The sequence below is a fragment of the Mesorhizobium sp. WSM4310 genome, from assembly GCF_007003935.1.
GTDB lineage: Bacteria > Pseudomonadota > Alphaproteobacteria > Rhizobiales > Rhizobiaceae > Mesorhizobium.
In genome coordinates, this window is record NZ_VFTA01000004.1 from 106,286 (window position 1) to 133,226 (window position 26,941).

Sequence of the window (26,941 nt, forward strand, 5' to 3'; positions counted from 1 at the left end):
AGTGATACGCAAATCGAAGGCGCTTCGCCAGCGGTTTTAATTGCGCAAAGCGAAGGGCGGCACCCCAGGGGGCGCGGCCTTTCGAAACGATAGCAGCTATTCTAATTGCAGCGTATGCCTCGCTTCGAAAGCGGCTCAAGGAATGACTGCCTCATGCTCGTACGGCTGACGATGATCTGCAACGGCGCCACGGCCGCGACCCGGCGGGGTTCGTTTCCGCTCGATGAGCCGCTGGACCCGCGCTCGCTGACGCAGGCGAAGGCGATGCGCGGGACGCTGCGCCGCGCCGACCGCGCATGGACAGCGCCCGCGCTTCGCGCCCGCCAGACCGCCGAGGCGCTATCGCTGGACGCATCGGTCGAACCGCTCCTGGCGGACCAGGATCATGGAGGCTGGGCCGGGAAGAGTTTTGAGGACGTGCAGGCCCAACAGCCCGGCGACATCGCCGCCTGGCTGACCGACCCCAACGCAGCGCCGCATGGCGGCGAGTCTCTGGCCGACGTTGGCCGCCGGGCTTCCGAGTTAATGGACCGGTTGATGGCAGAGCCTGGCCACACCATCGCGCTGACCCATGCCAGTGTCATTCGCACCGCGATCGTGCATGTTCTGGGTGCTCCGCTTGCCGCCTGTCGGAAGATTGATATCGAGCCGCTGAGCATCACCGATTTTCGCAGCGACGGCGGCCGATGGGTGTTGCGCGCTTGCGGTGTGACTACACCCAAACCGGCAAAACCACTTCGCCCCTAAGAGCCGGGCGGGCGGAGGGGCAATCCTCCGGGGAAACCGCCAAAGAAAAATGGCACGGGTCGGGATTAACATCCCCACATGCTCCGTAAACAGGGCATGAAACGGTCGATGCCACGCTTTGACATCATAGGACAGCTCGGGTCGCTGCGGCGCTATGCGCAGTCGCTGACGCGCGACAGCGCGGATGCCGAGGATCTCGTGCATGACGCGCTTGTGCGCGCCTATGAGCGGCGCGGCACCTTCCGCTCGGGCGCAAACCTGCGTGCCTGGCTGCTGTCCATCGTCCACAACGCATTTGTCGACCGCATGCGCTCGCGCCGCTCGGAAGCGATGCGCATCGAACAGGCCGGATACCTCGCCGACGCCGCTACGCCGGCGCCGCAGGAACATTCGGTGCGCCTGGCGCAGGTGCGGGACGCCTTTTTCAACCTGCCGGAAGAGCAGCGCTCGGCGCTGCATCTGGTCGCCATCGAAGGGCTTTCCTACCAGCAGGCGGCCAATGCCACCGGCGTGCCGCTGGGCACGCTGATGTCGCGCATCGGCAGGGCGCGCGCGGCACTGCGCCAGATGGAAGACGCCGCCCCGGCGCGCGGAAGAAGTCATCTCAGCATCGTGGGAGGTGAGCCATGAGCGCTCTTGTCGACCCTGTGACGGAAACTGACCTCGACGCCTATGTCGACGACCAGCAGGATGTCACCCGCCGCATCGAGGTCGAAGCCTTCCTGTCGACACGCCCGGAGGCCGCCGCGCGCGTCATGTCGGATCTGCGGACCCGCGATGAACTGCGCGTGGCGCTTGCCGGCTCCAAGGGCATGGCACGGCCGGCCACCGCTGACGCGGCGCGGCGGCTGGAGAGGGGACTTGTCCGTGGCCGCATCTTCGGCGTGCTGCAGCGTGCTGCAGCCGTTGCCGCCTTCGTTGCCGCCGGCTGGCTGGCAAACGGCATCATCGGGCCGATGTCGGTGACCAAGGTCGTCGCGTCGCCGCAGCCGCCCGCCTATGTCGACGAGGCGGTGCGCGCGCACCGGACGACGCTGGTGCGCGAGACCATGCCCTCGCAGCCGGAAGCGCCCAACTACAGTGCCGGCGAGATCCGTGCGGCGACCGCGATCGTCATGCCGTCACTGCCAAAGGACTGGAAGGTGCGCGACGTGCAGATCTACCCGTCGCGCTTCGGCCCGAGCGTCGAGATGGCTGTCGACACCAAGGATATGGGCCTGGTGTCGCTGTTTGCGATCCGGCCGGGAACCTTCGACGTGGTCAAGCCGACCGTCGCGCCGTCGGGCGACATTTCCTCGGCCTATTTCCAGATCGGCGAGGTCGCCTATGCGGTGGTCGCGCGGAGCGGGGTTCATGATCTCGACCGCGCCGCCGAGACGCTCGCCAGAACGCTTTACTGACCGATCCACAAAGGAGACTGCAAATGAACACGCCCAATCTGGGATATCGCGTCGGCGCCGGCGCCCAGGCCGGAGCCGTCTTTGACGAGGGCCTGCGCCAGCATATGCTGCGCGTCTACAACTATATGGGCCTTGGCCTCGTGGTCACCGGCCTGGTCGCGTTCCTGGTGTCATCGACGCCGGCGCTCTACGTGCCAATCTTCTCCAGCCCGTTGAAATGGGTGGTGATGCTGGCGCCGCTGGCCTTCGTCATGCTGTTTTCGTTCAAGATGCAGACCATGTCGGCGGCCAGCGCCCAGGCGATGTTCTGGGCCTTCTGCGCGGTGATGGGCCTGTCGCTCGCCTCCGTGTTCCTGGTTTTCACCGGCACCAGCATTGCGCGCACCTTCTTCATCGCCGCCACCATGTTCGGCGCCACCAGCCTCTACGGCTACACGACCAGGCGCGACCTGACGCAGTTCTCGTCCTTCCTGATCATGGGCCTGATCGGCGTGGTGATCGCCAGCATCGTCAACATCTTCCTCGGTTCGTCCGCGCTGCAGTTCGCCATTTCGGTGATCGGCATCGCCGTCTTCATCGGCCTGACCGCCTGGGACACGCAGACGATCAAGGAACAATATGCCGAGAATTTCGATGCGGAATCGCGCCAGAAGCTGGCTGTTTTCGGTGCTTTCTCGCTCTACCTGAACTTCATCAACATCTTCCAGCTGCTGCTAAACTTCACCGGTGAGCGCGAGTAGCGACTGTCCGCCATGGGCAAGGGCGGGGGTTCTCGCCCTTGATGCGGAGAGGTGGCCGGAGGAGAGATCCTCCGGCCACAAATCGTTCCGGCCGCACCTTGAGTCCCCAATAGGTTTTGCTAGTCTGCCGCCGCACCAGCCTTCAACACCGGCCCGCGAGGACATGTGGCACAGGACAGCCAAACGCTTCATGGCGACGGCATCTCGGCTGTCATAACAGGGCAGGGTGCCGAACTGGTTTCGCTGCAGGATGGGCGGGGATTTGAGTTTCTGTGGCAGGCCGGGCCGGAGTGGCGGCGCCATTCGCCGGTGCTGTTCCCGATCGTTGGCCGGCTAAAGGGCGATCGACTGCGTCATCGCGGCCGAACCTATCCGATGACGCAGCACGGCTTCGCTCGAGACAAACCGTTCACCTGGGAGGAGAGGGGACCCCGCTCCTGCACGCTGGTGCTCACCGATGACGCCGACACGCGTGCGCATTATCCCTTCGCCTTTCGCCTTGCCGTCACCTATACGCTGGACCGACAGCAGCTCGATGTGACCTTGCAAGTGACCAACACCGGCGACGAGAAATTGCCGGCCTCGATCGGTGCTCATCCTGCATTCAACTGGCCGTTGCTGCCGGAGTTGCCCAAGGAGGCCTATCGGCTGACCTTTGCCGCGAGTGAGCCGGCGCCGGTTCGTCGCCTGAAGGATGGCCTTCTGCTCTCGGAAACGCGGACGACGCCCATCGATGGCAGAACGCTTGCGCTGTCCGAACGGCTGTTCGATGACGACGCCGTCATCCTGGATCGGCCCGCCAGCACCAGTGTGCGATATGCAGCCGAGCGCGGTCCGGCAATCGAAATGTCATGGCAGGGAGCCGAAGAGTTGGGCATCTGGTCCAAGCCCGGCGGCGCGCCCTTCCTGTGCATCGAACCCTGGCGTGGTATTGCGAGCCCGGCCGATTTCGACGGCGAGTTCAGCGACAAACCCGGCGTGATGCTGATCGAGCCGGGGGCCAAGCGTTCGCTAAGCTGCCGGATCGGTCTGGAGCAGGGGCGGCGGTGACCGACCGAGCTGCAGAGCCAACACCTGGGAGTACCCAATGAAACTCGGCTTCATCGGCACAGGTGCGCTGACTTCAGCCATTGTCACCGGGCTCAAATCCCTCGATGGCGATCCGGTATCGGTGGTGTTGTCGCCACGCAACGAAGAGATCGCGGCCAACCTCGCTTCCCGCTATCCGAACATACGTGTTGCCGCCGACAATCAGGCGGTGCTCGACGATTGCGATACCGTCATGCTGGCTGTCCGACCGCAAGATGCCCACCAGGTGCTGCGTCAACTGAAATTTCGGCGAACCCATCACCTCATCAGCCTGATCGCCACGTTGTCACGCGAGGAAATAGCCGGCCTGACCGCACCCGCGAGCCGCGTGACCAAAGCGCTGCCGATGCCGATGATCGCCCGGCGGCGGGGGGCGACGATCATTTATCCGCCTGATCGGGACATGACCGCTTTGTTCGGCGGGCTGGGGACCGTGATCGAGGTCGAGAGCTCCAGCGAGTTCGATGCGTTGAGCGTCGTTACCGCGACCTATGCCACCTATTTCAAGTACCTCGATACGATCCATCGCTGGCTGAAAGCGCATGATGTGCCGGACACCAAGGGGCGCGACTATATCGCCGCGCTCTTCATGGCGCTCGGACACGCTCCGGAGACGGCGCCCGATGCGGACTTCACGCATCTGGCGCAGGATTATGCGACCCGTGGCGGCATCAACGAGCAGGTCCTGAACGAACTTACGGCCCGCAACGTCTTCGATGCGCTGGCGGAAAGCCTGGACGGCGTGCATCGGCGCATTTCAGCGGCCGGCGCTACGTGACGGGAAAGCTTGCGAGGATGGTCCGGGGTTTCAAACCTGCCGGGCGATGGTGCCCATCACATTGACCAGAAGGCGCGCGACGGTCAGCGCCGACAGGCCGTCAATGTCGGCGGGCGGAGGAGTTTGAGGATCACGCATGGGGCAAGCGCAACGTCCAGCGTTTACGATGTCCGAAAGTCGCATAAGATAGATTATGGAACTTATCTGTTGGCCAGCATCTGGAAATTGCCGTTGATTTTCATGGATTTGGCTCGATCGGGGCGTGTTGCCTTGAGCTAACGGCCGACGCTGCGCGAATGATGATAGCAAAGCGTGGAGATCGAACTGGCCGATTGAAGTGTTCGTGCATGACGGGCTATGAACGGATGTGAACGCTGCTGATGTTCGCCCCAAAACGCAGAGCACCTTCATCAGAGCCCGTTCGTATCACGCTGATTCAAAGGGAATTTCGATCACCATGCCGTCATAGGCCGGGGTGACGTTGGCCGGCAGTTCGCCCTTGACCGTGGCATAGTCGAGCGGCACGTGCATGTGGGTCAGCACGGCCTTCCTCGGTGTCAGCTTTTCGATCCAGCCGAGCGCCTGGCCCAGCGACAGATGGCTGGGATGGGGGTTGTACTGCAACGCGTCGATGACCAGCATCTCCAGGCCGCGCAGCCGCTCGGCGGTGGCGTCGGGAAAGTCGCTGATATCAGGGCAATAGGCCAGCCCTCCAATGCGGAAGCCGAGCGAGATGATGTCGCCATGAATCTGCGGCAGCGGTTCGAGGGCGAGGGCACCGCCCTCGCCTTCGATCATGACAGGCATTGCGTGGTCGATGATATGCGCCCGCACGATCGGTGGATAAGAACTGCCCGGCGGCGTCTCGAAGCAATAGCCGAACGCCTGCCGCAGGCGCAGCATCGTCGGCTGGTCGGCATGGATGTCGATCAGGTGGCGCTGCTCGAGCACATAGCCGCGCAGATCGTCGATGCCGTGAATATGGTCGGCATGTGGGTGCGTGTAGACGACCGCGTCGATGCGTTTGACCGACGCAAGCAGCATCTGCTCGCGGAAATCCGGCCCGGTGTCGATGACCACGGTGGTACGGCCGCCATCGGCCGCAATCCGTTCGACCAGCGCTGCCGTGCGCATGCGCCGGTTCCTCGGATTGGTCGAGTCGCAATTGCCCCAGTCGCCGGTGATGCGCGGCGTACCTGGCGACGAGCCGCAGCCCAGAATGGTGAGGCGCAGCCGGTCGGTCATCGCTCAGGCGCTCAGCTCAGCAGGTCGCGGCATCTTGCCGAACAGGCGGAAGAAATTGTTCGTCGTCAGATCGGCGATTTCAGCTTCGCTGACACCAATTGTCTCCGCCAGCACCTTGGCGGTGTGCGCGACATAGGCCGGCTCGTTGCGCTTGCCGCGAAACGGGATCGGCGCCAGATAGGGTGCGTCGGTTTCGACGAGCAGCCGGTCATGCGGCACGTCGGCGGCGATGGCGCGCAGTTCGGCAGAGTTCTTGAAGGTCAGGATGCCCGAGAACGACACGTAGCCGCCGAGCGAGACGCCCACCTCGGCCAGCCGGCGTCCGGAGGAGAAACAATGCAGGATGAAGGGGAAGGTGCCCTTCCCTGTTTCGTCCTCTAGAATGGCTGCCATGTCGTCATCGGCATCGCGCGAATGGATGACGAGAGGCAGGCCGGTCTCGCGAGCGGCGGCAATGTGATTGCGAAAGCCCTGCGCCTGCGCATCGCGCGGCGCCTTGTCGTAGAAATAATCCAACCCCGCTTCGCCGATTGCCACCACCTTCGGGTGTGCCGACAGGCGGATCAGCTCCGCCGCCGTCACGTCCAACTCTTCCTCCGCATTGTGCGGATGGGTGCCGACCGAGCAATAGACATCGTCGAAAGTCTCCGCGATTTCAAGTATTTGCTGAAACCGCTTCACACGGGTTGAGATCGTTACCATACGGCCAATTCCGGCCGCCTTGGCGCGGGCGACAATGGCCGCCCGCTCCTCGGCGAAATCTGGAAAATCCAGATGGCAGTGGCTGTCGACAAGCATCAGGCGTTCGCGCTCGGCTGTTCGACGTAACGTGGAAACACGCCTTCCGGCACCGGCAAGGCAGTGCCCGGCACCAGCGCATGGTCGGCGTGGACATGCGCGAAATCACGTTTGTCCGCGGGCACCGCCAGCAGGTCGAGCAGCTTCGCTGCCGATCCAGGGATAAAGGGCTGGCACAGCACCGCCACGCGCCGCACCAGTTCGGCGGTCGTCCACAGCACCGTTTCCATGCGTTCCGGATCGGTTTTCTTCAGCGCCCATGGTGCCTGTCCTGCGAAGTATCGATCGGCTTCCGCCACCACATCGAAGATCGCCGCCAGTGCCAAATGAATGCCTTGCCCGGCCATGGCTTTGCGCGCGGTGGCGAGAGCGGTCACCGCCTGATCCAGGATCGCGCTGTCGGCTTCCGTCAAATCGCCGCGCTTCGGCACCACGCCGCCGCAGTTCTTGGCGATCATCGACAGCGACCGCTGCGCCAGATTGCCGAGGCCATTGGCAAGATCGGCGTTGGTGCGGTTGACGATCGCTTCATGGCTGTAGCTGCCATCCTGGCCGAACGGTACCTCGCGCAGGAAGAAGTAGCGCACCTGATCGAGACCGTAATGCTCGATCATGGTGAACGGGTCGATGACGTTGCCGACCGATTTCGACATCTTCTCGCCGCGGTTGAACAGGAAGCCGTGGCCGAAAACCCGCTTCGGCAGCGGGATGCCGGCCGACATCAGGAAGGCTGGCCAGTAAACCGCATGGAAACGCACAATGTCCTTGCCGATGATGTGCGCATCGGCCGGCCACAAGCGCCATTTCTCATCGTTTTCATCGGGATAGCCAACACCGGTGATGTAATTGGTCAATGCGTCGACCCAGACATACATCACATGCTTGTCGTCGCCCGGCACAGGCACGCCCCAGTCGAAGGTCGTGCGCGAGATCGACAGATCCTTCAGTCCCGATTTGACGAAACTCATCACCTCGTTGCGGCGCTCGGCCGGGCCGATGAAGTCGGGCTGGCTTTCATAAAGCGCGATGAGCTTGTCCTGGTAGGCTGAGAGGCGGAAGAAATAACTCTCTTCCTCGACCCATTCGACCGGCGTCCCCTGCGGTCCGTAGCGGACATTGTCGGGACGGACCTCCGTCTCCTCCTCGCCGTAATAGGCTTCGTCGCGCACCGAGTACCAGCCGGCATAGCCGCCCTTGTAGATGTCGCCATTGGCGTCCATCGCCTTCCAGATCGCCTGCGAGGACGCATAGTGCCGCTCTTCCGTGGTGCGGATGAAATCGTCGTTGGAGGCGTTGAGCGCGGTCGCCATGCGCTTGAAATCGGCCGCGTTGCGATCGGCCAGCGCGCGCGCCGAAATGCCTTCGCGCTTCGCCGTCTGCAGCATCTTGATGCCGTGCTCATCGGTGCCGGTGAGGAAGAAGACCTGCTTGCCGTCGAGGCGCTGGAAGCGCGCAAGCGCGTCGGTGGCGATCAGCTCGTAGGCATGACCGATATGCGGCTTGCCGTTTGGATAGGATATCGCGGTCGTGATGTAGAATGTGTCGCGTGACATGAATGAACCGTCATGAATGTCCGAATGAATGTGAGGCGGTGGATATCGCATCGAGACAGCGATTGCCATCCCGACACGAGGCTGGGCCTGTCACATTCGCGTTGCGGAATTCAGGCGGTCGATCATGATCAAGGCGTGCTGCTTCTTGTCGAGATTGTAGGTGTCGGTTTCAGATATCGCGTCCAGCGCCTCGTGCCAAGTGTCCGACAGCGTTTTCGCCCTTGCGAGGTCGCCTGCGAGCGCGGCCTGGCTTGCAGCATCCGACAAAAGGTCGAGCGCCCGGCGGTTGAAGATACCGAACTGGATCGCCTGGTCGCGGCCGGCGACGGCTTCGGCGAGCCGATAGGCGCCGCCGATGTCGTTTTTTCCCTTCGCAACCAGCGCGTCGAGCGTCGAGGCGATCTCCAACCCGCCATATTGTGTCAAAAGGATCGCGTTGCGGGCGCTGCCACCTGCCCGCTCGACCAGTGCCGCCCGCGCGGCCGGATCGTCCGGCGGCGGCGGTTCGGCTGTTTCCAGCACCGCCATCAACTCGTCGGCGTCGAGCGGTATCAGGCGTATCACCTGGCAGCGTGAGCGGATCGTCGGCAGTAGGCTGCCCGGCGCATGGACGATGAGAATGAACAGCGTTCGCGCCGGCGGCTCCTCAAGATTCTTCAGCAAGGCATTGGCGGCATTGGCATTCATGTCGTCGGCCGGATCGACGATGACCACCCGGTAGCTGCCGTCATGCGAGGTCATCGACAGGAAGCGGCTGACCCGGCGGATCTCGTCGACGGTGACGACCGTCTTGAAGCTCTTGGTCTTGTCGTTCATCGGCCGGGTCAGATGCAGCACGCCCGGATGCGCCCCGGTCGCGATCTGGCGAAACAGCGGTGAGGCCGGATCGGGACTGGCAAGGCTTTCCGGCGCCTGCTCGAAGGCCGGGTGCTTCAAGAGATGGTGCGCCAGGTGGAAGGCCAGCGTGGCCTTGCCGATGCCGACCGGTCCGGTGAAGATCAGCGCATGGGGCAGCTTTCCCGATCGATAGGCGGCGGCGAGCATTTCCGCCGCCTGCCTGTGACCGACCAGACGAGGCGTTTCGGACGGTTCGGGAACGCCGTCCAGCGTATCATGCTGTTCCGGCGCGATGCGTTCGAAGATCATACCGGTGCGGCCTGCCTGTTGCGCGCGGGCGCCCTCGCCTCCAGAGCCGCGAAGACGGCCGCGGTGACGACGTCCTCCACCATATTGGGATCGGCGGAGGCATCGACGACGATGCAGCGTTCCGGCTCGGCCGCGGCGATCGCCAGAAAGGCCGCGCGGCGGGCTTGATGAATGGCCAGCGTCTCCTTTTCGAAGCGGTCGGGGTCGGCGTCGCTGCCGCGCCGCAGCGTCGCGCGCCTGAGGCCCTCGGCCGGATCGATATCGAAGATCAGCGTCATATCGGGCATCATGCCGTTGATGGCGACCTGTTCCAGCGTGGCCATGAACGCCGGGTCGATCCCGCCGGTGACGCCCTGGTAGACGCGCGAGGAATCCAGGAAGCGGTCGCAAAGCACGATGGAGCCGCGCTCGACCGCCGGCCGGATGACCTGCTCGACATGGTCGGAGCGCGCGGCGGCAAAGAGCAGCGCTTCCATCTTCGGTCCGAAGGGCTCGGCGGCACCCGAAAGCAGCACATGCCGGACCGCTTCGGCGCCCGGCGAGCCGCCCGGTTCGCGCGTCAGCAAAACATCATACTTCTTGGCGCGCATCTTTCTCGCCAGCCGCTCGATCTGCGTCGACTTGCCTGCGCCCTCGCCGCCTTCGAAGGTGATGAAAAATCCGCGCGCCAATCGAAAGGGCCTTTGTCCAGGTGGATTGTTGCGCTCTAGATAGTCCGCGTTCGGGAAAACGTCCATGCCGTCGGTGCTATCGCAGCCAGCCGATCGCCAGTTCCTTGACGGCATCGAGCGCGCGCTGCGGCAATGTGCCGACGCCGATCGATTCGGCAGCGAAAAGCGGCGTCTCCTGGCTCAGCGTGTCGCCGATCCAGACGCGCAGCGCCCCCACCGGCTGGCCCTCCTCCACGGGCGCCGCAACCGGCCCGGTGTAGACGATCCTGGCCGTCAGCTTGTCGCGGTTGGTGATCGGCAGGAAGATGTCGATCGGCCCTTTTGCCTTCAGCGTCACGCCGGATTTCGCACCGCCGAAAACCTGGGCCTCGCCGACCACCTCGTCCTTGGCGAAGATCTCGGTCTTCTCGAAGGAGCGCGCGCCCCAGTCGAGCAGCTTTCGCGCCTCCTCGGCACGCTCCTTGTCGTTGGCCAACCCACTCATCGCCATGATCACCCGCGTGCCGTTGTGAGCGACCGAAGCGACGATGCCGAAGCCGGCCACCTCGCTGGCACCGACGGCCAGACCGTCGGCGCCGATGTCCATGGCCAACAGCGGATTGCGGTTCTTCTGCGAGATCTTGTTCCAGGTGAAATCCTTCAGCCCGTAGTAGCGATAGAAATCCGGATAGTCGCGCCACAAATGCAGCGCCAACTGCGCCAGCTCGCGCACCGTCGTCTGCTGGCCGTCGGCCGGCAGGCCGGTCGAATTGACGAAAGTCGATGTCTTGAGCCCGATCTGGCGGGCGCGCTCGGTCATTTGCGCGGCAAAATTGTCCTCGGAGCCGGCCATGCCTTCGGCGATGACGATGCAGCCGTCATTGGCCGCCTGCACCGTCACGCCCTGGATCAGGTCTTCGAGCCGGATCGCGGATTTGAGCTTGGCAAACATCGTCGACGTGCCCGATGGCGCGCCGCCCTTGCGCCAGGCGTTTTCGCTGACCACGAACGTGTCGTCGAGCTTGAGGCGCCCGGACTTGATGGCGTTGAAAACCACCTCCATGGTCATCAGCTTGGCCATCGAGGCCGGCGGGATCGGCTTGTCGGCGTCTTTCGAGAACAGCACCGTGCCGGTGTCGGCATCGATCATGAAGGCCTGAGTGGCCTTGGTCTCGAAAAGCTGCGCTTGAGCTGGTGCGAGGCAAAGCAGCAGTAAGGCCAGTCCCAGAAAGCCGGCAAATGGCGGAAAGGCGCGCAACTGCATGAAATCTCGACCCGTTTGCCGGTTTTGGCACAGTCAAGCTATCAGGGTTTTTTCCGCCGGATCAACCGCCCGGAGAAAATAGATCAGTTGCGCACAGCCAGCGCATCGGGTGCGCCGTGCGACCATGCCGCCTGCAGCAATTCGTCCAGGCCGCCATGGCCGTTCGGATAGAGATTGATCGCGTACCAGTCATTGCCGTCGAGGTCGGAACGCTGGATTTCCGTTCGGCCGAAGGGCTGAAGTGCCGTTGCCACGCGCTTGGCTTCGGTGGCGTCGTCGAACGTGCCGGCGGCGACATAGTCGGCGCTGGACGGTGACGCCTGAGGATTGGACTTTTTCCACAACCGCAGGATATCGGCGGGCGACATGCCGCTGTCGTCCAGCGCGGCAAAGACGTCCGCGCGCTGCACGCGTTCATCCGCATAGGACAGCGAGGCCACCGCGAACGGCGACTGCGGCGGCAGGCCGATCTCCGGACGCTCCGGCACGATCGGTCCGAAATCGGGCAGCGCCAGGTCGCCGAAAGCCGGCGCCTGCGCCGACAAAGACGGTTGCGCCGCCTCGCCGGAATTCGTCAACTGACCCGGGAACGGCACGGCGGCCGCGCCCACCGGCACGCTTGGCGACGGTCCGTTCATGGCCACCATGACGCCGGTCGGCAGGCCATCCGACGGATCCGGAATCCTGTTGCCCGGATGATAGGAGGCCATCAGATACTGGTCGTCATTGCCATCGAGCGGCGCGCGACCGACATATTCGACCTTGACCTTCGCCGTGCCGACTTTGTCGTAGTCGAGCATCTGCGCCGCGCGCTCCGAGACGTCGATGATGCGGCCCTCATGATACGGTCCGCGGTCGTTGACGCGCACGACGACCGAACTGCCGGTTTCGAGGTTGGTGACACGGGCGTAACTGGGCAGCGGCATGGTCGGGTGCGCGGCCGTCAGATGCGTCATGTCGTAGACTTCGCCATTGGCGGTCAGCCGGCCATGGAAGGCGTCGCCATACCACGAGGCCAGGCCGACCTTGGCATAGTGCCGATCTTCCTTGGGATAGTACCACTTGCCGCGCACCTGGTAAGGCTTGCCGAGTTGGTCGCGACCACCGCCGCGCCGCATGAAGCCAGCGCGCGGGCTCGCCTTCACGCCATATTCGGTTTCGGCGAAATATTCCTTGGAGCGATGCTTGGGATTGACCATCCCCTTCGGCTCAGGCTGCGACGCGCAAGCCGCCAGCAGAGCAGCCGACGCAGCAAGCAGCGTAAGCGTGGAAGCGCGACGAAGACGCGGGCGCGTCATAGCCTGCATTGTCCTGAAATCCCCTACAGTCTCAATCAAGACGCCGTCGTATGAACAGCAGAGGAGCCAAAGCACTCGCTCGACAATACCAACGGCACCCTGAACCCCGATCCTTTGTGCGCAGGAATTGTTTATCACGGTATTAATTGATTGTGGCCGGAACCGGGCAAGATTGTGGCGCTGCCCTGCTGCATGGTTCAGTGAAGGAACACGCGCGGCCACGCATGCCGGTTGACAGGCCTTTGCCGGGCACACTAGAGCAGTCGCATGTGACTGATGTCACTGGAGGGATGGCCGAGCGGTTTAAGGCACCGGTCTTGAAAACCGGCGTGGGCGCAAGTTCACCGTGGGTTCGAATCCCACTCCCTCCGCCACAATATCAATAAAAACAAATGGTTAGGGTTATGGGATGGGCCTTGCCATAACTTTTGCCCCAATCCCCTACATAAAAAGCCGGGAAGCCGAGCCGGCGGGCTAAGAGTTCGCCCCCCGTTTCGATCCACGCTGACCTCGACTTCAGTGGACCAATGATCTGTGATTGACGGTAACCCTTCCGCAGCGTTAACTTCTTATTAGCTTTTGCTAAAAGAGGGGCATCTAATGAAAACCGCTATTCTTTGCGCGGCAATTGTGCTTGCCGCGTCGAGCGCCGCCATGGCGCACGACAAGAAGGCAAAGGTCGTTGCCGACGCGTGTGCCGGCCTTTCGATCAAGGCTGCAGTTGCCGCGAAATTGGACTGTGCGGCAACCGGTACGGCCATTTCACCACAGGCCGATTCAAGTAGTCCTAAGCCGCACCTTGGGTACGATACCAACCCTTGGACTCCCTCATTCGGACTCTAGGCGCTCCATAAAGCGGAAGGCCCGCAACTGTTAGGCTGCGGGCTACTGTGGGTCTGCATCGGCCACTCCCGTGCCGCGTAGGCGGATATCACTTCCTCCCGGCTCATCGTGTGGCCTCAGCCACCTCCTCGCTATCACTGGCTTCCGTGTGCGGCGCAAAGAAGCAGCGGATGGTCATATTCGGGGAAGACGTGCAGATGTGATATTGGCTGTCTTCGCTCTCTAGGACGCGGTTCTTGGGATGAAGTATCGACTCTTGGACCCGTGCGGATATTGAAATCGCCGCCCGGTAGTGGCTCGACATAGCGCGAGCTAATGACCCTACAATCCTTCTTGTCGTCGCAGCATTCATATCCGGTGACCGGATCATGGTAGCCGGTATACCAGTTGTGAGCGACAACGAGTGCGATCAAAAAGAGCCCTCATGTGTCAGAAAATCTTGCGCCTCCAGTCGAATATTAGCAAGTTCTTGGCGTGTAGATCAGGCCGACAGCGCGGCCCGCAGAAACGCTCGCTGGCCGGACTCCTAGCGGCCCAGCGGCCAAAGGCTCCGTCCTACACCGGCGAAGCATCCCTCCCACCGCCGAAGCCTCTGCCACGCTCTGTTGCTTGCCGAGGAACAGTTCCACCCCTCGCGAGTTTCTAATGCAGGCGGACGCGCAACGATTTAAAGGCGGCCATTGCATGCAACAGATCGACGACACCAAAAAGCCGGTTGAGTTCGATGAACGGGAGCGGCAAAGCCTCATCCGCATTAAGGAAACTCAGGAACTCATCGAGCGGAACCGTAGGCTTATAGAGCGGTCTCGTGAAATCCTTTCGAGGGCTAATAAACGGGCTTGAGAGAGCCAGCGCCTAGATGCTTTACGCGCCCAGGTTTTTCCTGTGGTTGCAATCGTGGCAGCCCGCGCGGCCGCTGGCCAACGTTCGGCTGACCTTAGTTGGTCGGCCCGCGTCAAATGGCGCCTGCATCACGTTGGCGGGGGTGATGCGGGCCGAGCCAAGACCGCACGGATCCAGGCGCTGATCCGCGAACTGGTCGGGCGTTCGATCCAGCCGTTGGGGCGACACCATAATGTCGGTTTGCCGGGTGGCCTATCCACGGCGATGAGCGCGTGCGGCGACGACAGGCCCGTGCAATGCCAGGCGATTGCTCAATCCGACGGCTGGGTACGCTCCGCGATGGCGAACGCCTGAAGGTTCTTGGCCTTGCCGATGTCCTGATCCGCATTTGCGATGATCGAAAAGAAGGCCGCTCTGGCGATGTCCTTCTTCGAGGCCTTGGGGTGCGCTTTTTGGGCTGCCTTGACAAGCTGTTTGGGAGACATGTCGGGCGTGACGATCCTCATGAGGGTGTCGCCGATCGCGCTCATTTCACTTGCGTCCATGACGGGGTGTCCTGTGCTGACCGTAGACCACGATAGCAAGGATAATTCGCGACTGCCAAGATGGTAGCTGAAATAGAAAACCCCACCGGCAGGGAACCGGAGGGGTTGGTCCTGGGAGGACGCACGGCGCACGCTGCGTTCGTCGACCGCGCCTTGTCTTCATATCGCCCGGTTGCGACACCGATGTGACACTCTGGTCAGCGGCTCATTTCCATGCTCGGCCATGCGTATAGCTCGGACGCCGGCATCAAGCCTTTGGAAAGGAGAAATATGGTTCTGTTCGGAAGCTGAGGCGCGTGCGGTGCTGGCCAGGCTAGGCAATAGAGGCGAGCGAATGGATATATTTGGCATCAAGGGGCTGTTGATCTGCGCGCTGATCTTCATTCCGTTCGAACATCTGTTCCACGAACGGCCCCAGAAGGTCCTGCGCAAGGGCCTGGGTGTCGATCTGATCTATGTGCTGTTCAATGGCCTCATCGTAAAATTGGTCATCGTTCTGATCGCGGCCAACACACTCGAAGCCGCTGCGATCCTCGTTCCGCAATCAATCACGCAGACCGTTGGCGGCCAGCCCGTCTGGCTGCAGGTTCCCGAAATCATCGTGATCACCGATATCGGCGTCTACTGGGCACACCGGGCTTTCCACACGATCCCGGCGCTTTGGAAATTCCATGCGGTACACCACGGCATTGAGGAACTGGATTGGCTCGGCGCTTTTCACTCCCACCCGGTCGACGCCATCCTCACAAAGGCATTGTCGCTGACGCCGATCTTTTTCCTCGGCTTCTCCGAAGCCTCGATCGCCGTCTTTTCGGTCATCTACTTCTGGCACACGCTGCTCGTTCATTCGAACGTGCGGATTCCGTTCGGTCCCTTGAAGTGGCTGATCGCCAGCCCGCAGTTCCATCGCTGGCACCATGCCAACCAGCGCGAGGCCTATGACAAGAACTTCGCCGGGCAATTGCCTGTCCTCGACATGGTGTTCGGCACCTACAATGCCACTGGCGACAAAGTGCCGGAAAAATACGGCGTCGATGATCCGATCCCCTCCAGCTATTTCGGGCAGGTCAGCTATCCGCTCCTGCCGGACGAGAAGCGATCGAACCGTCCAGTGCCGAGCACCGAAGCCTGACGGCTGACACCGACACGCAGGTCTTTCGCCGCTCGAAACCGGCGGTGTCGCCAGGTGGCAGCAGACGTTGCGTCGCGGGTTGGCTTTGGCTGATACCGGCAATAATTGTGGGTCCCGCGCGTTCGCCTCGAGGCATTCCCGGCATGGACCATCACGACGACGATCTCAGGAAATTCGAAGCGCATGGCGCGACGCCCCTGCCGGCCGCAAGGGACGAAGGCCGGGTGGCACATGATGGCGCCGAAATCTGGTACGCCACGTTTGGCGCCGGCCTCCCCGTGATCCTGCTGCATGGCGGCCTCGGTCACAGCGGCAATTGGGGATTTCAGGTCCCCGCGCTGGTCAAGGCCGGCTATCGGGTCGTGGTGATCGACAGCCGTGGCCATGGGCGCAGCAGCCGCGACGAGCGGCCATACAAATATGAACTGATGGCTTCCGATGTCCTGGCCGTGATGGACAGGCTGCACTTGAAAAAGGCGGCTATGGTGGGTTGGAGCGATGGCGCCTGCGTTGCCCTGATCCTCGGCATGAAAGCCGCCGACCGCATCACCGGCGTGTTCTTCTTCGGCTGCAACATGGATCCGAGCGGCACCAGGGAATTCGAGCCCAGTCCGGTCATCGATCGCTGTTTCAGCCGGCATGCCAGGGACTATGCCGAATTGTCGGAGACCCCGGACCAGTTCGACGCATTCGTCGAAGCCGTCGGCCTGATGATGAAGTCCGAACCCAATTACACCGCCGCCGACCTGGCGCGGACGCGCGTGCCCGTGGCGATCGTTCAAAGCGAGCATGACGAGTTCATCAGACACGAGCACGCGAGCTATCTGGCCCGCAGCATCCCGGCATCGCAATTGATAATCCTGCCCGACGTCAGCCATTTCGCACCGCTGCAACTGCCCGGGCAGTTCAACAGCGTGCTGCTGGCCTTCCTCGAAAAAATGCATTCTTGAGAGCTCGGTGCGCAGCGCGCGCCGATGCGGGAAGGCTTTTTTTGTCGAATCGGCTAAGCCTTGCGGCATGAACGAGACCTCACTCTATGCGCCGGTGAAGCGGTTCCTCGAAAGCCTCGACTTCGTCGTGAAGGGCGAGATCGGCGGGTGCGACATCGTCGCGCTGCGCGACGGTGAGCCGCCAATCGTCGTCATCTGCGAGTTGAAGCTGCAATTCAATCTGGAATTGGTGCTGCAGGGCGTCGACCGTGCGGCCGCTTGCGACGAAGTCTGGCTGGCGGCGCGCATGTCGGCGCGCGGCAAGGGACGTGAAAGCGACGCCCGGTTCCGCAACCTCTGCCGCCGGCTTGGCTTCGGCGTGCTTGGCGTGACAGCCAACGACAAGGTCGAGGTGCTTGTCAGTCCCGCCGCGCCGGAGCCGCGCAGGAATGCACGGCGGCGCTCACGCCTTGTCGACGAGCACCAGCGCCGCCGCGGCGATCCTGTCGCCGGTGGAGGATCGCGCAATCCGATCATGACCGCCTATCGCCAGAGTGCCCTCACCTGTGCGGCCGCGATGGCGGACGGACCCAAACGACCACGCGATCTGAAGGCCTTGACGCCGATCGCGCCGAAAATCCTGCAGCACAATGTCTATGGCTGGTTCGCGCGCGTCGATCGCGGCGTCTACGACCTCACCGACGCCGGCCGCGCCTCGTTGATCCGTTGGCCGCAGGCCTCGGACAGTTCGGCGGGATGACCGTGAACGTGCTCTGTGCCGTCATCCAGTTCGCGCAGGATTTGCCGATCGAACGGACGTTCCGATCAACTTTCTGACAGGGAGGCATGATGACGGTACGCATTCAGGGCATGCGAAATCTTGGACCGGCGACGGCGCGGATGTTGGCGGAAATCGACATTATCGACGATGAGGATTTGCGCCATCTTGGCTCGGTCGAAGCCTATCGTCGCCTAAAGTTTCGATTTGGCCGACATGTGACGATCCTCGCGCTCTATGCGATGGAAGCTGCATTATCCGATTGCGATTGGCGGGATCTCAAACCGGACACAAAGGCGTTTCTCCGACAACAGGTTGGCGCGGCCAAGTCTTAGAGGACGGCGCTCCAAACGTTCACCAGGAATTCGGTCCGACGACGAAACACGACACGGGATTTTGAACGCGAGGGCCGCCTGAACACGGGAACCTGCCGGGTCCTTTGGTTGATTTTTCAGACAAAACATGCTGCTAGTCCCGCCCATGAAGACACTCTGCATGATGGCCATTGCGTCCCTGACGCTGACTTTCCCGGCCAGCGCGATGGACAATGCTTTGCGTGCCGGGCTGATGAAACTTGACCCGCAAACACGCCTCGAACAGCGGTGCGATGCCGAAGTCCTGGACCGGATCACCCACGATGATCGCAAGTTCAAGGCCGACCGGGTCGTCGCCTACGCCTTTGCGACGCCCGAGATGAGCGCCGATGCGATCAGGAGTCCGGGTGCGGCATTCCGCAGCAAAGGACAGTGGTACCGACTGAAATTCAAATGCCAGACCGGGCCGGACCATATGGAAGTCCTGCAGCTGCGCTACCGGATCGGCGACGAAATTCCGGAAGCCGACTGGGCGAAGTACAATCTCTACGATTAGTTTTTCGCGGGCTTGCGTAGGCTTTGGCTCACGTGCCGGCAGCGGCTAAGAATCCCCTGTAATACCCCTGCCACGAAAGTGGTTTTCCAGTGGCGTCCGTCGCGGCGTCTTGACGCCAGCGGACCATGCCTTTAGGCCCGTCTGGACAATCGACAACGAACACTCGGCGAAGGGCTTCCCGGTCGATGGAAATATTTACCGCCGCGGGCATATCGGCTCTTTTTCAAGTCATCGCTATCGACCTTGCACTTGCGGGCGACAATGCCATCGTCATCGGCCTCGCGGCGGCCGGCCTGCCCGCCGCCCAGCGCAAGCGCGCCATTTTGGTCGGCATCGCGGCGGCCACCGTGCTTCGCATTTTCTTCGCCCTGATCACGCAATGGCTGCTGACCATCGGCCCGATGCTGCTGATCGCCGGCGGCCTGCTTTTGCTGTGGGTCTGCTGGAAGATGTGGCGCGAATTGCGCGTCAGCCAGGATGAGGAGCGCGACGCGACCGAAGCGCTGTCGAATGGCGATTTCGACAAGGACGGCGTCATCGGCGGCAAGGGATCCGGCAAGACCTTCTCACAGGCCGCCTGGCAGATCGTCATTGCCGACGTGTCGATGTCGCTCGACAATGTCCTGGCCGTGGCCGGCGCGGCCATGAACCATCCGACGGTGCTGATCATCGGACTGGCCCTGTCGATCGCCTTGATGGGCTTTGCCGCGTCGTTCGTCGCGCGCTTGCTGCACAAATACCGTTGGATTGCCTATGTCGGCCTGGCAATCATCCTCTATGTCGCGGTCAAGATGCTGCTTGACGGGGCCGTGCAGCAATTCCCCGAGCACTTCGCCTTCCTGGCGCCTTGGTTCGGATCCGGGGGCCACTGAGCCATCCGATGGCGCGGACCAGCCCGTCGGCCGGTTTGCTTGATTGCGCAACCCATGCTATTGCGCCGCGCGTATTGGCTCCTGCCATGCGCCATAGACCGACATTTACAGCGATTTGAGGCCGGACCAGCGTTTCGGCCCGTGCCCCCATTGGAAGCTTGCCTATGTCCGCCCCTCGCGTCAGTTTCGTTAGCCTTGGATGCCCGAAGGCGCTCGTGGATTCCGAGCGCATCATCACGCGCCTGCGCGCCGAAGGCTATGAGATCGCCCGCAAGCATGACGGCGCCGATCTCGTCGTGGTCAACACTTGCGGTTTCCTCGATTCCGCCCGCGACGAGTCGCTCAACGCCATCGGCTCCGCGCTTTCGGAAAACGGGAGGGTCATCGTCACCGGCTGCCTCGGCGCCGAGCCGGAGGTGATCCGCGAAAAGCATCCCAATGTGCTGGCGATCACCGGGCCGCAGGCCTATGAGAGCGTCATGGCAGCCGTGCATGAGGCAGCCCCGCCCTCGCATGATCCCTATATCGACCTGCTGCCGCCGCAGGGCGTCAAGCTGACGCCGCGCCACTACGCCTACCTGAAGATCTCGGAAGGCTGCAACAACCGCTGCACCTTCTGCATCATTCCCGCCCTGCGTGGCGATCTCGTTTCGCGCCCGGCCGCCGATGTGCTGCGCGAAGCCGAAAAACTGGCCAAGGCAGGCGTCAAGGAACTCCTCGTCATCTCGCAGGACACCAGCGCCTACGGCATCGACATCAAGTACCAGACGTCGATGTTCGGCGACCGCGAAGTGCGCGCGAAATTCCTCGATCTCTCCGAGGAGTTGGGCAAGCTCGGCATCTGGGTGCGCATGCACTATGTCTACCCCTACCCGCATGTCGCCGACGTCATTCCGCTGATGGCCGAAGGAAAAATCCTTCCCTATCTGGATATCCCGTTCCAGCATGCCTCGCCGCAAGTGCTGAAAAACATGCGCCGTCCGGCACATGGCGAAAAGACGCTGGAGCGCATTCGCGGCTGGCGTGACGTGTGCCCGGATCTCGCTATCCGCTCGACCTTCATCGTCGGCTTCCCCGGCGAGACGGATGAGGATTTCGAGATGCTGCTCGACTGGCTGGACGAGGCCAAGATCGACCGCGCCGGCTGCTTCAAATACGAACCGGTCAAGGGCGCCCGATCCAACGACCTCGGCCTCGAACAGGTACCGCAGGACGTCAAGGAAGCACGCTGGCACCGCTTCATGCAGCGTCAGCAGAAAATTTCGGCGACGCAGTTGGCCAGGAAGGTCGGCAAGCGCCTGCCGGTACTGATCGACGAAGCCCATGGCAATTCGGCGAAGGGCCGCACCAAATACGACGCGCCCGAGATCGATGGCTCGGTCCATATCCAGTCGCGCCGCCCGATGCGTGCCGGTGACATCGTCACCGTCAAGATCGAGCGCGCCGACGCCTACGACCTCTACGGTTCGGCCGTCTGAGCGTTCCGTCACTTTCTCCCGGCAAATGAAAAGGGCGCCTCGCGGCGCCCTTTCCTGTTCGAAATGTGATGCGCCGCTTACTGCGGCAGCTTGTCGTCGACGCCCTTCACGTAAAAATTCATGCCGAGCAGTGTGCCGTCATCGGCGACTTCACCGTCCTTGAGCCACGGTGTACCGTCCTGCTTGGCGATCGGTCCGGTGAAGGGGTTCCAGCCGCCGGCGATCTTCTTCTCGGTTGCCTCGGCCATCGCCTTCACGTCGTCGGGCATGTTGGTGTAGGGCGCGAGCTTGACCGCGCCGTCCTTGATGCCGAGCCACACATTGTCCGGCTTCCAGGTGCCATCGATGGCTGCCTGCACGCGGCTGATGTAGTACGGACCCCATTCGTCGGTCAGCGAGGTCAGCTGCGCGTTCGGCGCGAACTTGATCATGTCGGACGACTGGCCAAAGCCATGCAGCTTGCGCTCCTCGGCGACCTGCAGGGCGGCGGTCGAATCGGTATGCTGGACGATGATGTCGGCACCTTGATCGAACAGCGCCTTGGCGGCGTCGGCTTCCTTGCCCGGATCGAACCACGAATTGACCCAGACGATCTTGGCCTTGAAGTTCGGATTGATCGACTGCGCGCCGAGCATGAAGGAGTTGATGCCCATCACCACTTCGGGAATCGGGAAGGAGACGATGTAGCCGGCAACGCCGGACTTCGATTCCTTGGCGGCGATCTGGCCGAGCACATAACGGCCTTCGTAGAAGCGTGCGTTGTAGATGCCGAGATTGTCACCGGTCTTGTAGCCGGTGGCGTGCTCGAACATCACTTTCGGAAACTTCTTGGCGACCTTCACCTCGGCATCCATGAAGCCGAAAGAGGTGCCGAAGATCAGCTTGCAGCCTTCGCGCGCCAGACGCTCGAAAGCACGGTCGGCATCGGGACCTTCGGAGACGTTCTCCAGATAGGCGGTCTCGACCTTGTCGCCGAGCGCCTTCTCGACTTCGAGCCGGCCCTGGTCGTGCTGGTAGGAGTAGCCGAAATCGCCGATCGGGCCGGTATAGACCCAGCAGGCCTTCAACTTTTCGGCAGCCTCCGCGGACGCGGCCAGCGACAGTGCCGCTGTCGTCGTCATCAGGGCAATAAGCAGTTTTTTCATCGTGTTACCTCTCTGTGTTAAGCCTTGGAGCTTCCCGTCTTTTTGTTTTTGTCAACGATCCGGAACGAATGGCTGCCCCAGGGATGCCGGCGTGTTCATCATCGTCAGACGCTTGTTGCGCGAGATTAGAACGAGAACCACGACGGTTGCCAGATAGGGCAGAGAAGAAAGCATCTGCGAGGGCACCGGAATGCCAAAAGCCTGTGCATGAAGCTGGCCGATCCACACCGCGCCGAAGATGTAGGCACCGGCCAGCACCCGCCACGGCCGCCACGACGCGAACACCACCAGCGCCAGCGCGATCCAGCCGCGGCCCGCGGTCATGTTCTCGACCCACTGCGGCGTGTAGACCAGCGACAGATGGCCGCCGGCAAGACCGGCGCAGGCCCCACCGAAGATCACCGAGAGATAGCGGTAGCGGATGACCTTGATGCCGAGTGCGTGCGCCGAGGTGTGGCTGTCGCCGATCGAGCGCAGCGTCAGTCCGGTCCGCGTCTTGAACAGGAACCACATGACGGCGGCGGTCAGCACGATCGAGATGTAGAACACCGGATCCTGGCCGAACAGCAGCTTGCCCACGACCGGGATGGCGCTCAGGCCTGGAATGTCGAGATTGGGCAGCCTGACACCGGGCTGGCCGACGAAGCTCGTGCCGATCATGCCGGAGAGGCCGAGGCCGAGCAGCGTTAGCGACAGGCCGGTCGCCACCTGGTTGGTGGCCAGCGACAGGGTCATGACGGCGAACAGCAGCGAGAACAGCGCCCCCATGGCGATCGCCGCCAAAAGGCCGATCCAGGGCGAGCCAGTCAGATAGCCGGCCCCGAAGCCGCCGACCGCACCCATGATCATCATGCCTTCGACGCCGAGATTGAGCACGCCGGAGCGCTCGACCACCAGTTCGCCGATCGCAGCGATCAACAGCGGTGTCGCCGCCGTCGCGATGGTCAGGAGGATGTTGACGGTGATGTCCATCAGCGGGCTTCCTTCAACTTCGGTGCAGCGTCGAGCTTTGCCGCGCCTTCTTGTTCCGTCAGCGCCAGGCCGATCAGGCGGATGCGGTAGTGGATGAGCGTGTCGCAGCCGAGCACGAAGAACAAAAGCATGCCCTGGAACACCCGCGCCACCTTGTCGGAAATGCCGAGCGCGCTTTGCACCGCCTCGCCGCCGAGATAGGTCAGCGCCAGAACCAGGCCCGCGGCGATGATGCCGAGCGGATTGAGGCGGCCGAGGAACGCCACGATGATGGCGGTGAAGCCGTATCCGGGCGAAATCACCGGCTGCAATTGCCCGATGGCGCCGGAGACTTCAGAAATGCCGGCAAGTCCGGCCAGCGCGCCCGACAGCAGGAAGGCGAAGAACACCATGCGGCTGAGGCCGAAACCGGCAAAGCGCCCTGCCCGCGGGCTGGAACCCAGCACACGCACCTCGAAGCCCTTGAGCATGCGACCCATCAGGATCCAGATCAGCACCGCGGCAACCAGCGCGAAGACAAAGCCCCAGTTGGCGCGTCCGGCGTCCGGCATCAGTTCCGGCAGCACGGCGGAGTCGCCGAACTGGATCGTCTGCGGGAAACCATGGCCCTGCGGATCGCGCCATGGGCCGCGCACCAGCCAGTCGAGGAAGAGCTGGGCGACATAGACCAGCATCAGGCTGGTCAGGATCTCGTTGGTGTTGAAGCGGGTCTTCAGAAACGCGGGTATCGCCGCATAGGCCGCGCCGCCGACCATGCCGAGCAAAAGCATCAGCGGCAACACCAGCGGGCCTTCGAATTGCGGAAACAGCACCGGAATGGCCGAGCCGAAGATGGCGCCGAAAATAAACTGGCCCTCGGCGCCGATGTTCCAGATGTTGGCCTTGTAACAGACTGACAGGCCGACCGCGATCAGGATCAGCGGCGCCGCCTTGATCGCCAGTTCATGCAACTGCCAGACCTGGCTGATCGGTTCGATGAAATAGATCCGGAACGCGGTCAGCGGATTGACGCCGAGCAGAGCGAACAGAATGGCACCGGCGATGATCGTCAGGGCGAAGGCGATGAACGGCGACAGGGCTGAAAACAGCGCGGAGCGCTGCGGGCGTTTGACGAGTTCGAGGCGCATCATGCCGTCTCCAGCGTATGTTCGGCGTGGCCGGGCTCGGCGCCGCCCATTAGCAGGCCGACCTTCTCGAAGGTTGCTTCGGCGATCGGCATCGGCTTGGACAATTCGCCATTGTGCATGACCGCGATCGCGTCCGAAATTTCGAACAGCTCGTCGAGATCCTGGCTGATCACCAGCACCGCCGATCCGCTGCGCGACAGTTCGATCAACGCCTGGCGGATGTGTGCGGCGGCGCCGGCGTCGACGCCCCAGGTCGGCTGGTTCACCACCATGACGCTGGGCCGGCGGTCGAGTTCCCGGCCGACGATGAATTTCTGCAGGTTTCCGCCCGAAAGAGCCGCAGCTTCCGGATCCGGCGCGCTCTTGCGCACGTCCATCGCCTCGATGATGCGTTGGGAGGCAGCGTAAATGGCGCCGCTCTTGACCATTCCACCGGTGCCGACAAACGCCTTGCCGTCAGTGGCATGGCGCGACAGCAAAAGGTTTTCCGAAAGTTTCATGCGCGGCGCCGCACCATGGCCGAGGCGCTCTTCCGGCACGAAGGCGGCACCCAGCAAGCGCCGTCCGGTGATGGTCAGCCCACCCGCATCCTTGCCGCGGATGCGCACCGAGGCGGCATCCTGCTGCAACACTTCGCCTGAAACGGATTCGAAGAACTCGCCCTGCCCGTTGCCGGCGACACCGGCGATGCCGATCACCTCGCCGGCACGGACATTGAGGCTGATGTTCTTGAGCGGAATGGAGAACGGCGTTGCCGGCTTGCGGGTGAGACCGCGGACTTCAAGCAGCGGCTGCGCGGTCTCGATCCCCTCGACCGGGGCACGCACCACGGCCTGCACCTCGTTGCCGACCATCATGCGGGCGAGCGAGGCGGCTGTCTCCTCGCGCGGATTGCAATGGCCGACCACCTTGCCGTGCCGTAATACGGTGGCGCGGTCGCAGATGCGCTTGACCTCTTCCAGCCGGTGCGAAATGTAGAGGATCGATTTGCCTTCCGAGCGCAGCCGCTCCAGCGTCTCGAACAGCTTGTCGGCTTCCTGTGGCGTCAGCACCGAGGTCGGCTCGTCCAGGATGATGAGCTGCGGCGTCTGCAGCAGGCAGCGGATGATCTCGATGCGCTGGCGTTCGCCGACCGACAGGTCGCCGACCAGCGAATCCGGATCGAGCGGCAGGCCGTAGCTGTAGGAAAGCGCCCTCGCCTTGGCGGCGATGCTGCTGATGGGCGAGCCGTCGTCCAGGGAAAGCGCGATGTTCTCGGCCGCGGTCAGCGCCTCGAAGAGCGAAAAATGCTGGAACACCATGCCGATGCCTAGCTTCTTGGCGACACCCGGGCTGGTGATCCGCGCCGCCTGGCCGTTCCAGAAAATCTCGCCGGAATTGGGCTCCAGCGAGCCGAACAGCATCTTGACCAGCGTCGATTTGCCGGCGCCGTTCTCGCCGAGCAGCGCATGGATTTCACCTTTGGCGATGTTGAGATCGATATGGTCGCACGCCGTCAGCGTGCCGAATATCTTGGTCAGGCCACGAACCTCGAGCAGGTTCGCCCCATCGTGATTTGCACTCACAGTGCCTCCCATCTGGTTCACCAGATATGTTCTGTGTTCCCGCAAACATGGTAGGCGCCGCCGGCTCTCAACGGAAAGCGGCACGCGTCTTGAAAGAGCTTCAAGAATTTCAGCGGAAATTCAAGGGATAGCAAGCCCGGCGGGACTAAGGGATGAGAATGGTCGTCCCTGTGGTTCTGCGCCCCTCGAGGTCGGCATGCGCCTTGCCCGCATCCTTCAGCGCATAGCGCTGGTTGATCTGGATCTTGACGGCGCCGCTGAGCACCACTTTGAACAACGCGGCCGCGGAGGCGTCGAGGTCCTCGCGTTTCGCGTTGTAGACGAACAGCGTCGGCCTGGTGGCGAACAGCGAGCCCTTCTGTGCCAGCAATGACATCGAGAAGGGCGGGATCGGTCCCGACGACTGGCCGAAGCTGACGAACATGCCGAGCGGCCTGAGGCAGTCGAGCGAGGCCGGGAATGTGTCGTTGCCCACCGAATCGTAGACGACGTCGCATTTCTTGCCGCCGGTGATGGCCGCGACGCCGGCGACGAAATCCTGCTCCCTGTAATTGATGACATGATCGAAGCCGTGCGCCTTGGCGAGCTCGATCTTGTCGGTCGAGCTTGCCGTGCCGATGACGGTTGCGCCCAGATGTTTCGCCCATTGGCCGAGAATGAGCCCGACGCCGCCGGCAGCGGCATGGAACAGGATCGTGTCGCCCGCCTTCACCTTGAAGGTTCGGCGCAGGAGATATTCGGCGGTCATGCCCTTCAGCATCATTGCGGCCGCCTGTTCGTCACTGATGCCGTCCGGAACCTTGACGACCCGGCTGGCATCGATGACGCGTTCCTCGGCATAGGCGCCTGTCGTTACGGCATAGGCGATCCGGTCTCCCGGCTTCAGCCAGTCGATATCCTGGCCCACCTGCAACACCACGCCGGCGGCCTCGCTGCCCGGAATGAGAGGAAAGCCTCCGGGCGGCGGATAAAGGCCGGAGCGATGATAGACATCGATGAAGTTGAGGCCGATCGCCGTATGCCTGACCAGGATCTGCCCGGAACCCGGTTGGCCGGGATCGGCGTCCTCATAGGTCAGAACTTCCGGGCCGCCATGGGCGTGGATGCGGATAGCTTTGGACATGGACCGGGATT

Annotated in this window: 28 protein-coding genes and 1 tRNA gene; 16 read left to right on the plus strand and 13 right to left on the minus strand. The window is 62.6% G+C overall.

Features of this window, described 5'->3' with window-relative positions; translation table 11 throughout:
• The first annotated feature begins 153 nt into the window (after positions 1-153).
• The 6 genes from FJV80_RS06885 to FJV80_RS06910 all read left to right on the plus strand — a co-directional run bounded on the left by FJV80_RS06885 (position 154) and on the right by FJV80_RS06910 (position 4,754).
• Complete coding sequence (locus FJV80_RS06885) at positions 154-747, plus strand: histidine phosphatase family protein (protein WP_095788847.1); 594 nt, start codon at positions 154-156, stop codon at positions 745-747.
• Between the two features lie 78 nt (positions 748-825).
• Positions 826-1,377: a sigma-70 family RNA polymerase sigma factor gene (locus FJV80_RS06890; RefSeq protein WP_142875950.1), complete on the plus strand. Its 552-nt coding sequence runs from the start codon at positions 826-828 to the stop codon at positions 1,375-1,377.
• Positions 1,374-2,147 carry an anti-sigma factor gene (locus tag FJV80_RS06895; protein ID WP_142875951.1) on the plus strand — a complete coding sequence of 258 codons (774 nt, stop codon included), beginning with the start codon at positions 1,374-1,376 and terminating at the stop codon, positions 2,145-2,147. The genes FJV80_RS06890 and FJV80_RS06895 overlap by 4 nt, the downstream gene beginning before the upstream one ends.
• Positions 2,148-2,170: 23 nt before the next feature.
• The gene (locus tag FJV80_RS06900) at positions 2,171-2,887 is read left to right on the plus strand and encodes a Bax inhibitor-1/YccA family protein (protein ID WP_142875952.1); all 717 of its coding nucleotides are present in this window, start codon (positions 2,171-2,173) and stop codon (positions 2,885-2,887) included.
• Between the two features lie 165 nt (positions 2,888-3,052).
• Positions 3,053-3,937 carry an aldose 1-epimerase family protein gene (locus FJV80_RS06905; RefSeq protein WP_142875953.1) on the plus strand — a complete coding sequence of 295 codons (885 nt, stop codon included), beginning with the start codon at positions 3,053-3,055 and terminating at the stop codon, positions 3,935-3,937.
• Between the two features lie 37 nt (positions 3,938-3,974).
• Complete coding sequence (locus FJV80_RS06910) at positions 3,975-4,754, plus strand: pyrroline-5-carboxylate reductase (protein ID WP_142875954.1); 780 nt, start codon at positions 3,975-3,977, stop codon at positions 4,752-4,754.
• Positions 4,755-5,180: 426 nt separating this feature from the next.
• On the opposite strand, the gene FJV80_RS06915 is transcribed toward FJV80_RS06910, so the two are convergent.
• The 7 genes from FJV80_RS06915 to FJV80_RS06945 form a co-directional block, all read right to left on the minus strand.
• Positions 5,181-5,999 carry an MBL fold metallo-hydrolase gene (locus FJV80_RS06915; protein ID WP_142875955.1) on the minus strand — a complete coding sequence of 273 codons (819 nt, stop codon included), beginning with the start codon at positions 5,997-5,999 and terminating at the stop codon, positions 5,181-5,183.
• A gap of 3 nt (positions 6,000-6,002) precedes the next feature.
• Complete coding sequence (locus tag FJV80_RS06920) at positions 6,003-6,797, minus strand: TatD family hydrolase (RefSeq protein ID WP_142875956.1); 795 nt, start codon at positions 6,795-6,797, stop codon at positions 6,003-6,005.
• On the minus strand, positions 6,797-8,350 hold the full coding sequence (gene metG, locus FJV80_RS06925) for a methionine--tRNA ligase (protein WP_095788735.1): 1,554 nt from the start codon (positions 8,348-8,350) through the stop codon (positions 6,797-6,799). Before metG ends, FJV80_RS06920 begins: the two co-directional genes overlap by 1 nt.
• Positions 8,351-8,440: 90 nt before the next feature.
• Complete coding sequence (locus tag FJV80_RS06930; protein ID WP_142875957.1) at positions 8,441-9,496, minus strand: DNA polymerase III subunit delta'; 1,056 nt, start codon at positions 9,494-9,496, stop codon at positions 8,441-8,443.
• Positions 9,493-10,167, minus strand: coding sequence for a dTMP kinase (tmk, locus tag FJV80_RS06935; protein WP_142875958.1), 675 nt, complete (start codon positions 10,165-10,167; stop codon positions 9,493-9,495). Before tmk ends, FJV80_RS06930 begins: the two co-directional genes overlap by 4 nt.
• A 76-nt stretch (positions 10,168-10,243) precedes the next feature.
• Positions 10,244-11,410, minus strand: a complete 1,167-nt coding sequence (locus FJV80_RS06940) for a D-alanyl-D-alanine carboxypeptidase family protein (protein ID WP_142875959.1) — start codon at positions 11,408-11,410, stop codon at positions 10,244-10,246.
• A gap of 83 nt (positions 11,411-11,493) precedes the next feature.
• Positions 11,494-12,717 (minus strand): septal ring lytic transglycosylase RlpA family protein, encoded by a 1,224-nt coding sequence (locus FJV80_RS06945; RefSeq protein WP_142875960.1) that lies wholly within the window; start codon positions 12,715-12,717, stop codon positions 11,494-11,496.
• A 275-nt stretch (positions 12,718-12,992) separates the two neighbouring features.
• Here FJV80_RS06945 and FJV80_RS06950 point away from each other — a divergent pair.
• The 3 genes from FJV80_RS06950 to FJV80_RS34445 all read left to right on the plus strand — a co-directional run bounded on the left by FJV80_RS06950 (position 12,993) and on the right by FJV80_RS34445 (position 14,394).
• Positions 12,993-13,082: transfer RNA gene (locus FJV80_RS06950), tRNA-Ser, on the plus strand.
• A gap of 226 nt (positions 13,083-13,308) precedes the next feature.
• Positions 13,309-13,551: a hypothetical protein gene (locus FJV80_RS06955; RefSeq protein ID WP_095788745.1), complete on the plus strand. Its 243-nt coding sequence runs from the start codon at positions 13,309-13,311 to the stop codon at positions 13,549-13,551.
• A gap of 684 nt (positions 13,552-14,235) precedes the next feature.
• Positions 14,236-14,394, plus strand: coding sequence for a hypothetical protein (locus tag FJV80_RS34445; RefSeq protein WP_179295961.1), 159 nt, complete (start codon positions 14,236-14,238; stop codon positions 14,392-14,394).
• Positions 14,395-14,705: 311 nt separating this feature from the next.
• Here the strand turns inward: FJV80_RS34445 and FJV80_RS06960 are convergent, their stop codons facing one another.
• Positions 14,706-14,939: a hypothetical protein gene (locus FJV80_RS06960; RefSeq protein ID WP_010909424.1), complete on the minus strand. Its 234-nt coding sequence runs from the start codon at positions 14,937-14,939 to the stop codon at positions 14,706-14,708.
• A gap of 334 nt (positions 14,940-15,273) precedes the next feature.
• On the opposite strand from FJV80_RS06960, the gene FJV80_RS06965 reads away from it, so the two are divergent.
• The 7 genes from FJV80_RS06965 to rimO all read left to right on the plus strand — a co-directional run bounded on the left by FJV80_RS06965 (position 15,274) and on the right by rimO (position 20,998).
• Positions 15,274-16,071: a sterol desaturase family protein gene (locus tag FJV80_RS06965; protein WP_095793077.1), complete on the plus strand. Its 798-nt coding sequence runs from the start codon at positions 15,274-15,276 to the stop codon at positions 16,069-16,071.
• Between the two features lie 143 nt (positions 16,072-16,214).
• The gene (locus FJV80_RS06970) at positions 16,215-17,021 is read left to right on the plus strand and encodes an alpha/beta hydrolase (RefSeq protein WP_142875961.1); all 807 of its coding nucleotides are present in this window, start codon (positions 16,215-16,217) and stop codon (positions 17,019-17,021) included.
• Between the two features lie 67 nt (positions 17,022-17,088).
• The gene (locus FJV80_RS06975) at positions 17,089-17,760 is read left to right on the plus strand and encodes a DUF2161 domain-containing phosphodiesterase (protein ID WP_095774451.1); all 672 of its coding nucleotides are present in this window, start codon (positions 17,089-17,091) and stop codon (positions 17,758-17,760) included.
• Between the two features lie 89 nt (positions 17,761-17,849).
• Positions 17,850-18,113, plus strand: a complete 264-nt coding sequence (locus FJV80_RS06980; protein ID WP_210202897.1) for a TfoX/Sxy family protein — start codon at positions 17,850-17,852, stop codon at positions 18,111-18,113.
• A 127-nt stretch (positions 18,114-18,240) separates the two neighbouring features.
• Positions 18,241-18,648, plus strand: coding sequence for a DUF930 domain-containing protein (locus tag FJV80_RS06985; protein ID WP_179295962.1), 408 nt, complete (start codon positions 18,241-18,243; stop codon positions 18,646-18,648).
• A gap of 185 nt (positions 18,649-18,833) precedes the next feature.
• On the plus strand, positions 18,834-19,520 hold the full coding sequence (locus tag FJV80_RS06990; RefSeq protein WP_095774449.1) for a TerC family protein: 687 nt from the start codon (positions 18,834-18,836) through the stop codon (positions 19,518-19,520).
• Positions 19,521-19,684: 164 nt separating this feature from the next.
• On the plus strand, positions 19,685-20,998 hold the full coding sequence (rimO, locus tag FJV80_RS06995; RefSeq protein WP_095774448.1) for a 30S ribosomal protein S12 methylthiotransferase RimO: 1,314 nt from the start codon (positions 19,685-19,687) through the stop codon (positions 20,996-20,998).
• A 77-nt stretch (positions 20,999-21,075) separates the two neighbouring features.
• Here rimO and FJV80_RS07000 read toward each other — a convergent pair whose 3' ends face one another.
• The 5 genes from FJV80_RS07000 to FJV80_RS07020 form a co-directional block, all read right to left on the minus strand.
• Positions 21,076-22,143 carry a BMP family ABC transporter substrate-binding protein gene (locus tag FJV80_RS07000; RefSeq protein WP_095774447.1) on the minus strand — a complete coding sequence of 356 codons (1,068 nt, stop codon included), beginning with the start codon at positions 22,141-22,143 and terminating at the stop codon, positions 21,076-21,078.
• Between the two features lie 51 nt (positions 22,144-22,194).
• Positions 22,195-23,115, minus strand: coding sequence for an ABC transporter permease (locus FJV80_RS07005; RefSeq protein ID WP_095774446.1), 921 nt, complete (start codon positions 23,113-23,115; stop codon positions 22,195-22,197).
• A complete protein-coding gene (locus FJV80_RS07010) occupies positions 23,115-24,245 on the minus strand; it encodes an ABC transporter permease (RefSeq protein WP_095774445.1) in 1,131 nt (376 codons plus the stop codon). Before FJV80_RS07010 ends, FJV80_RS07005 begins: the two co-directional genes overlap by 1 nt.
• Positions 24,242-25,819, minus strand: a complete 1,578-nt coding sequence (locus FJV80_RS07015) for an ABC transporter ATP-binding protein (protein ID WP_179295963.1) — start codon at positions 25,817-25,819, stop codon at positions 24,242-24,244. The genes FJV80_RS07010 and FJV80_RS07015 overlap by 4 nt, the downstream gene beginning before the upstream one ends.
• A gap of 133 nt (positions 25,820-25,952) precedes the next feature.
• Positions 25,953-26,930 (minus strand): quinone oxidoreductase, encoded by a 978-nt coding sequence (locus FJV80_RS07020; RefSeq protein ID WP_095788750.1) that lies wholly within the window; start codon positions 26,928-26,930, stop codon positions 25,953-25,955.
• Positions 26,931-26,941: the final 11 nt, after the last annotated feature.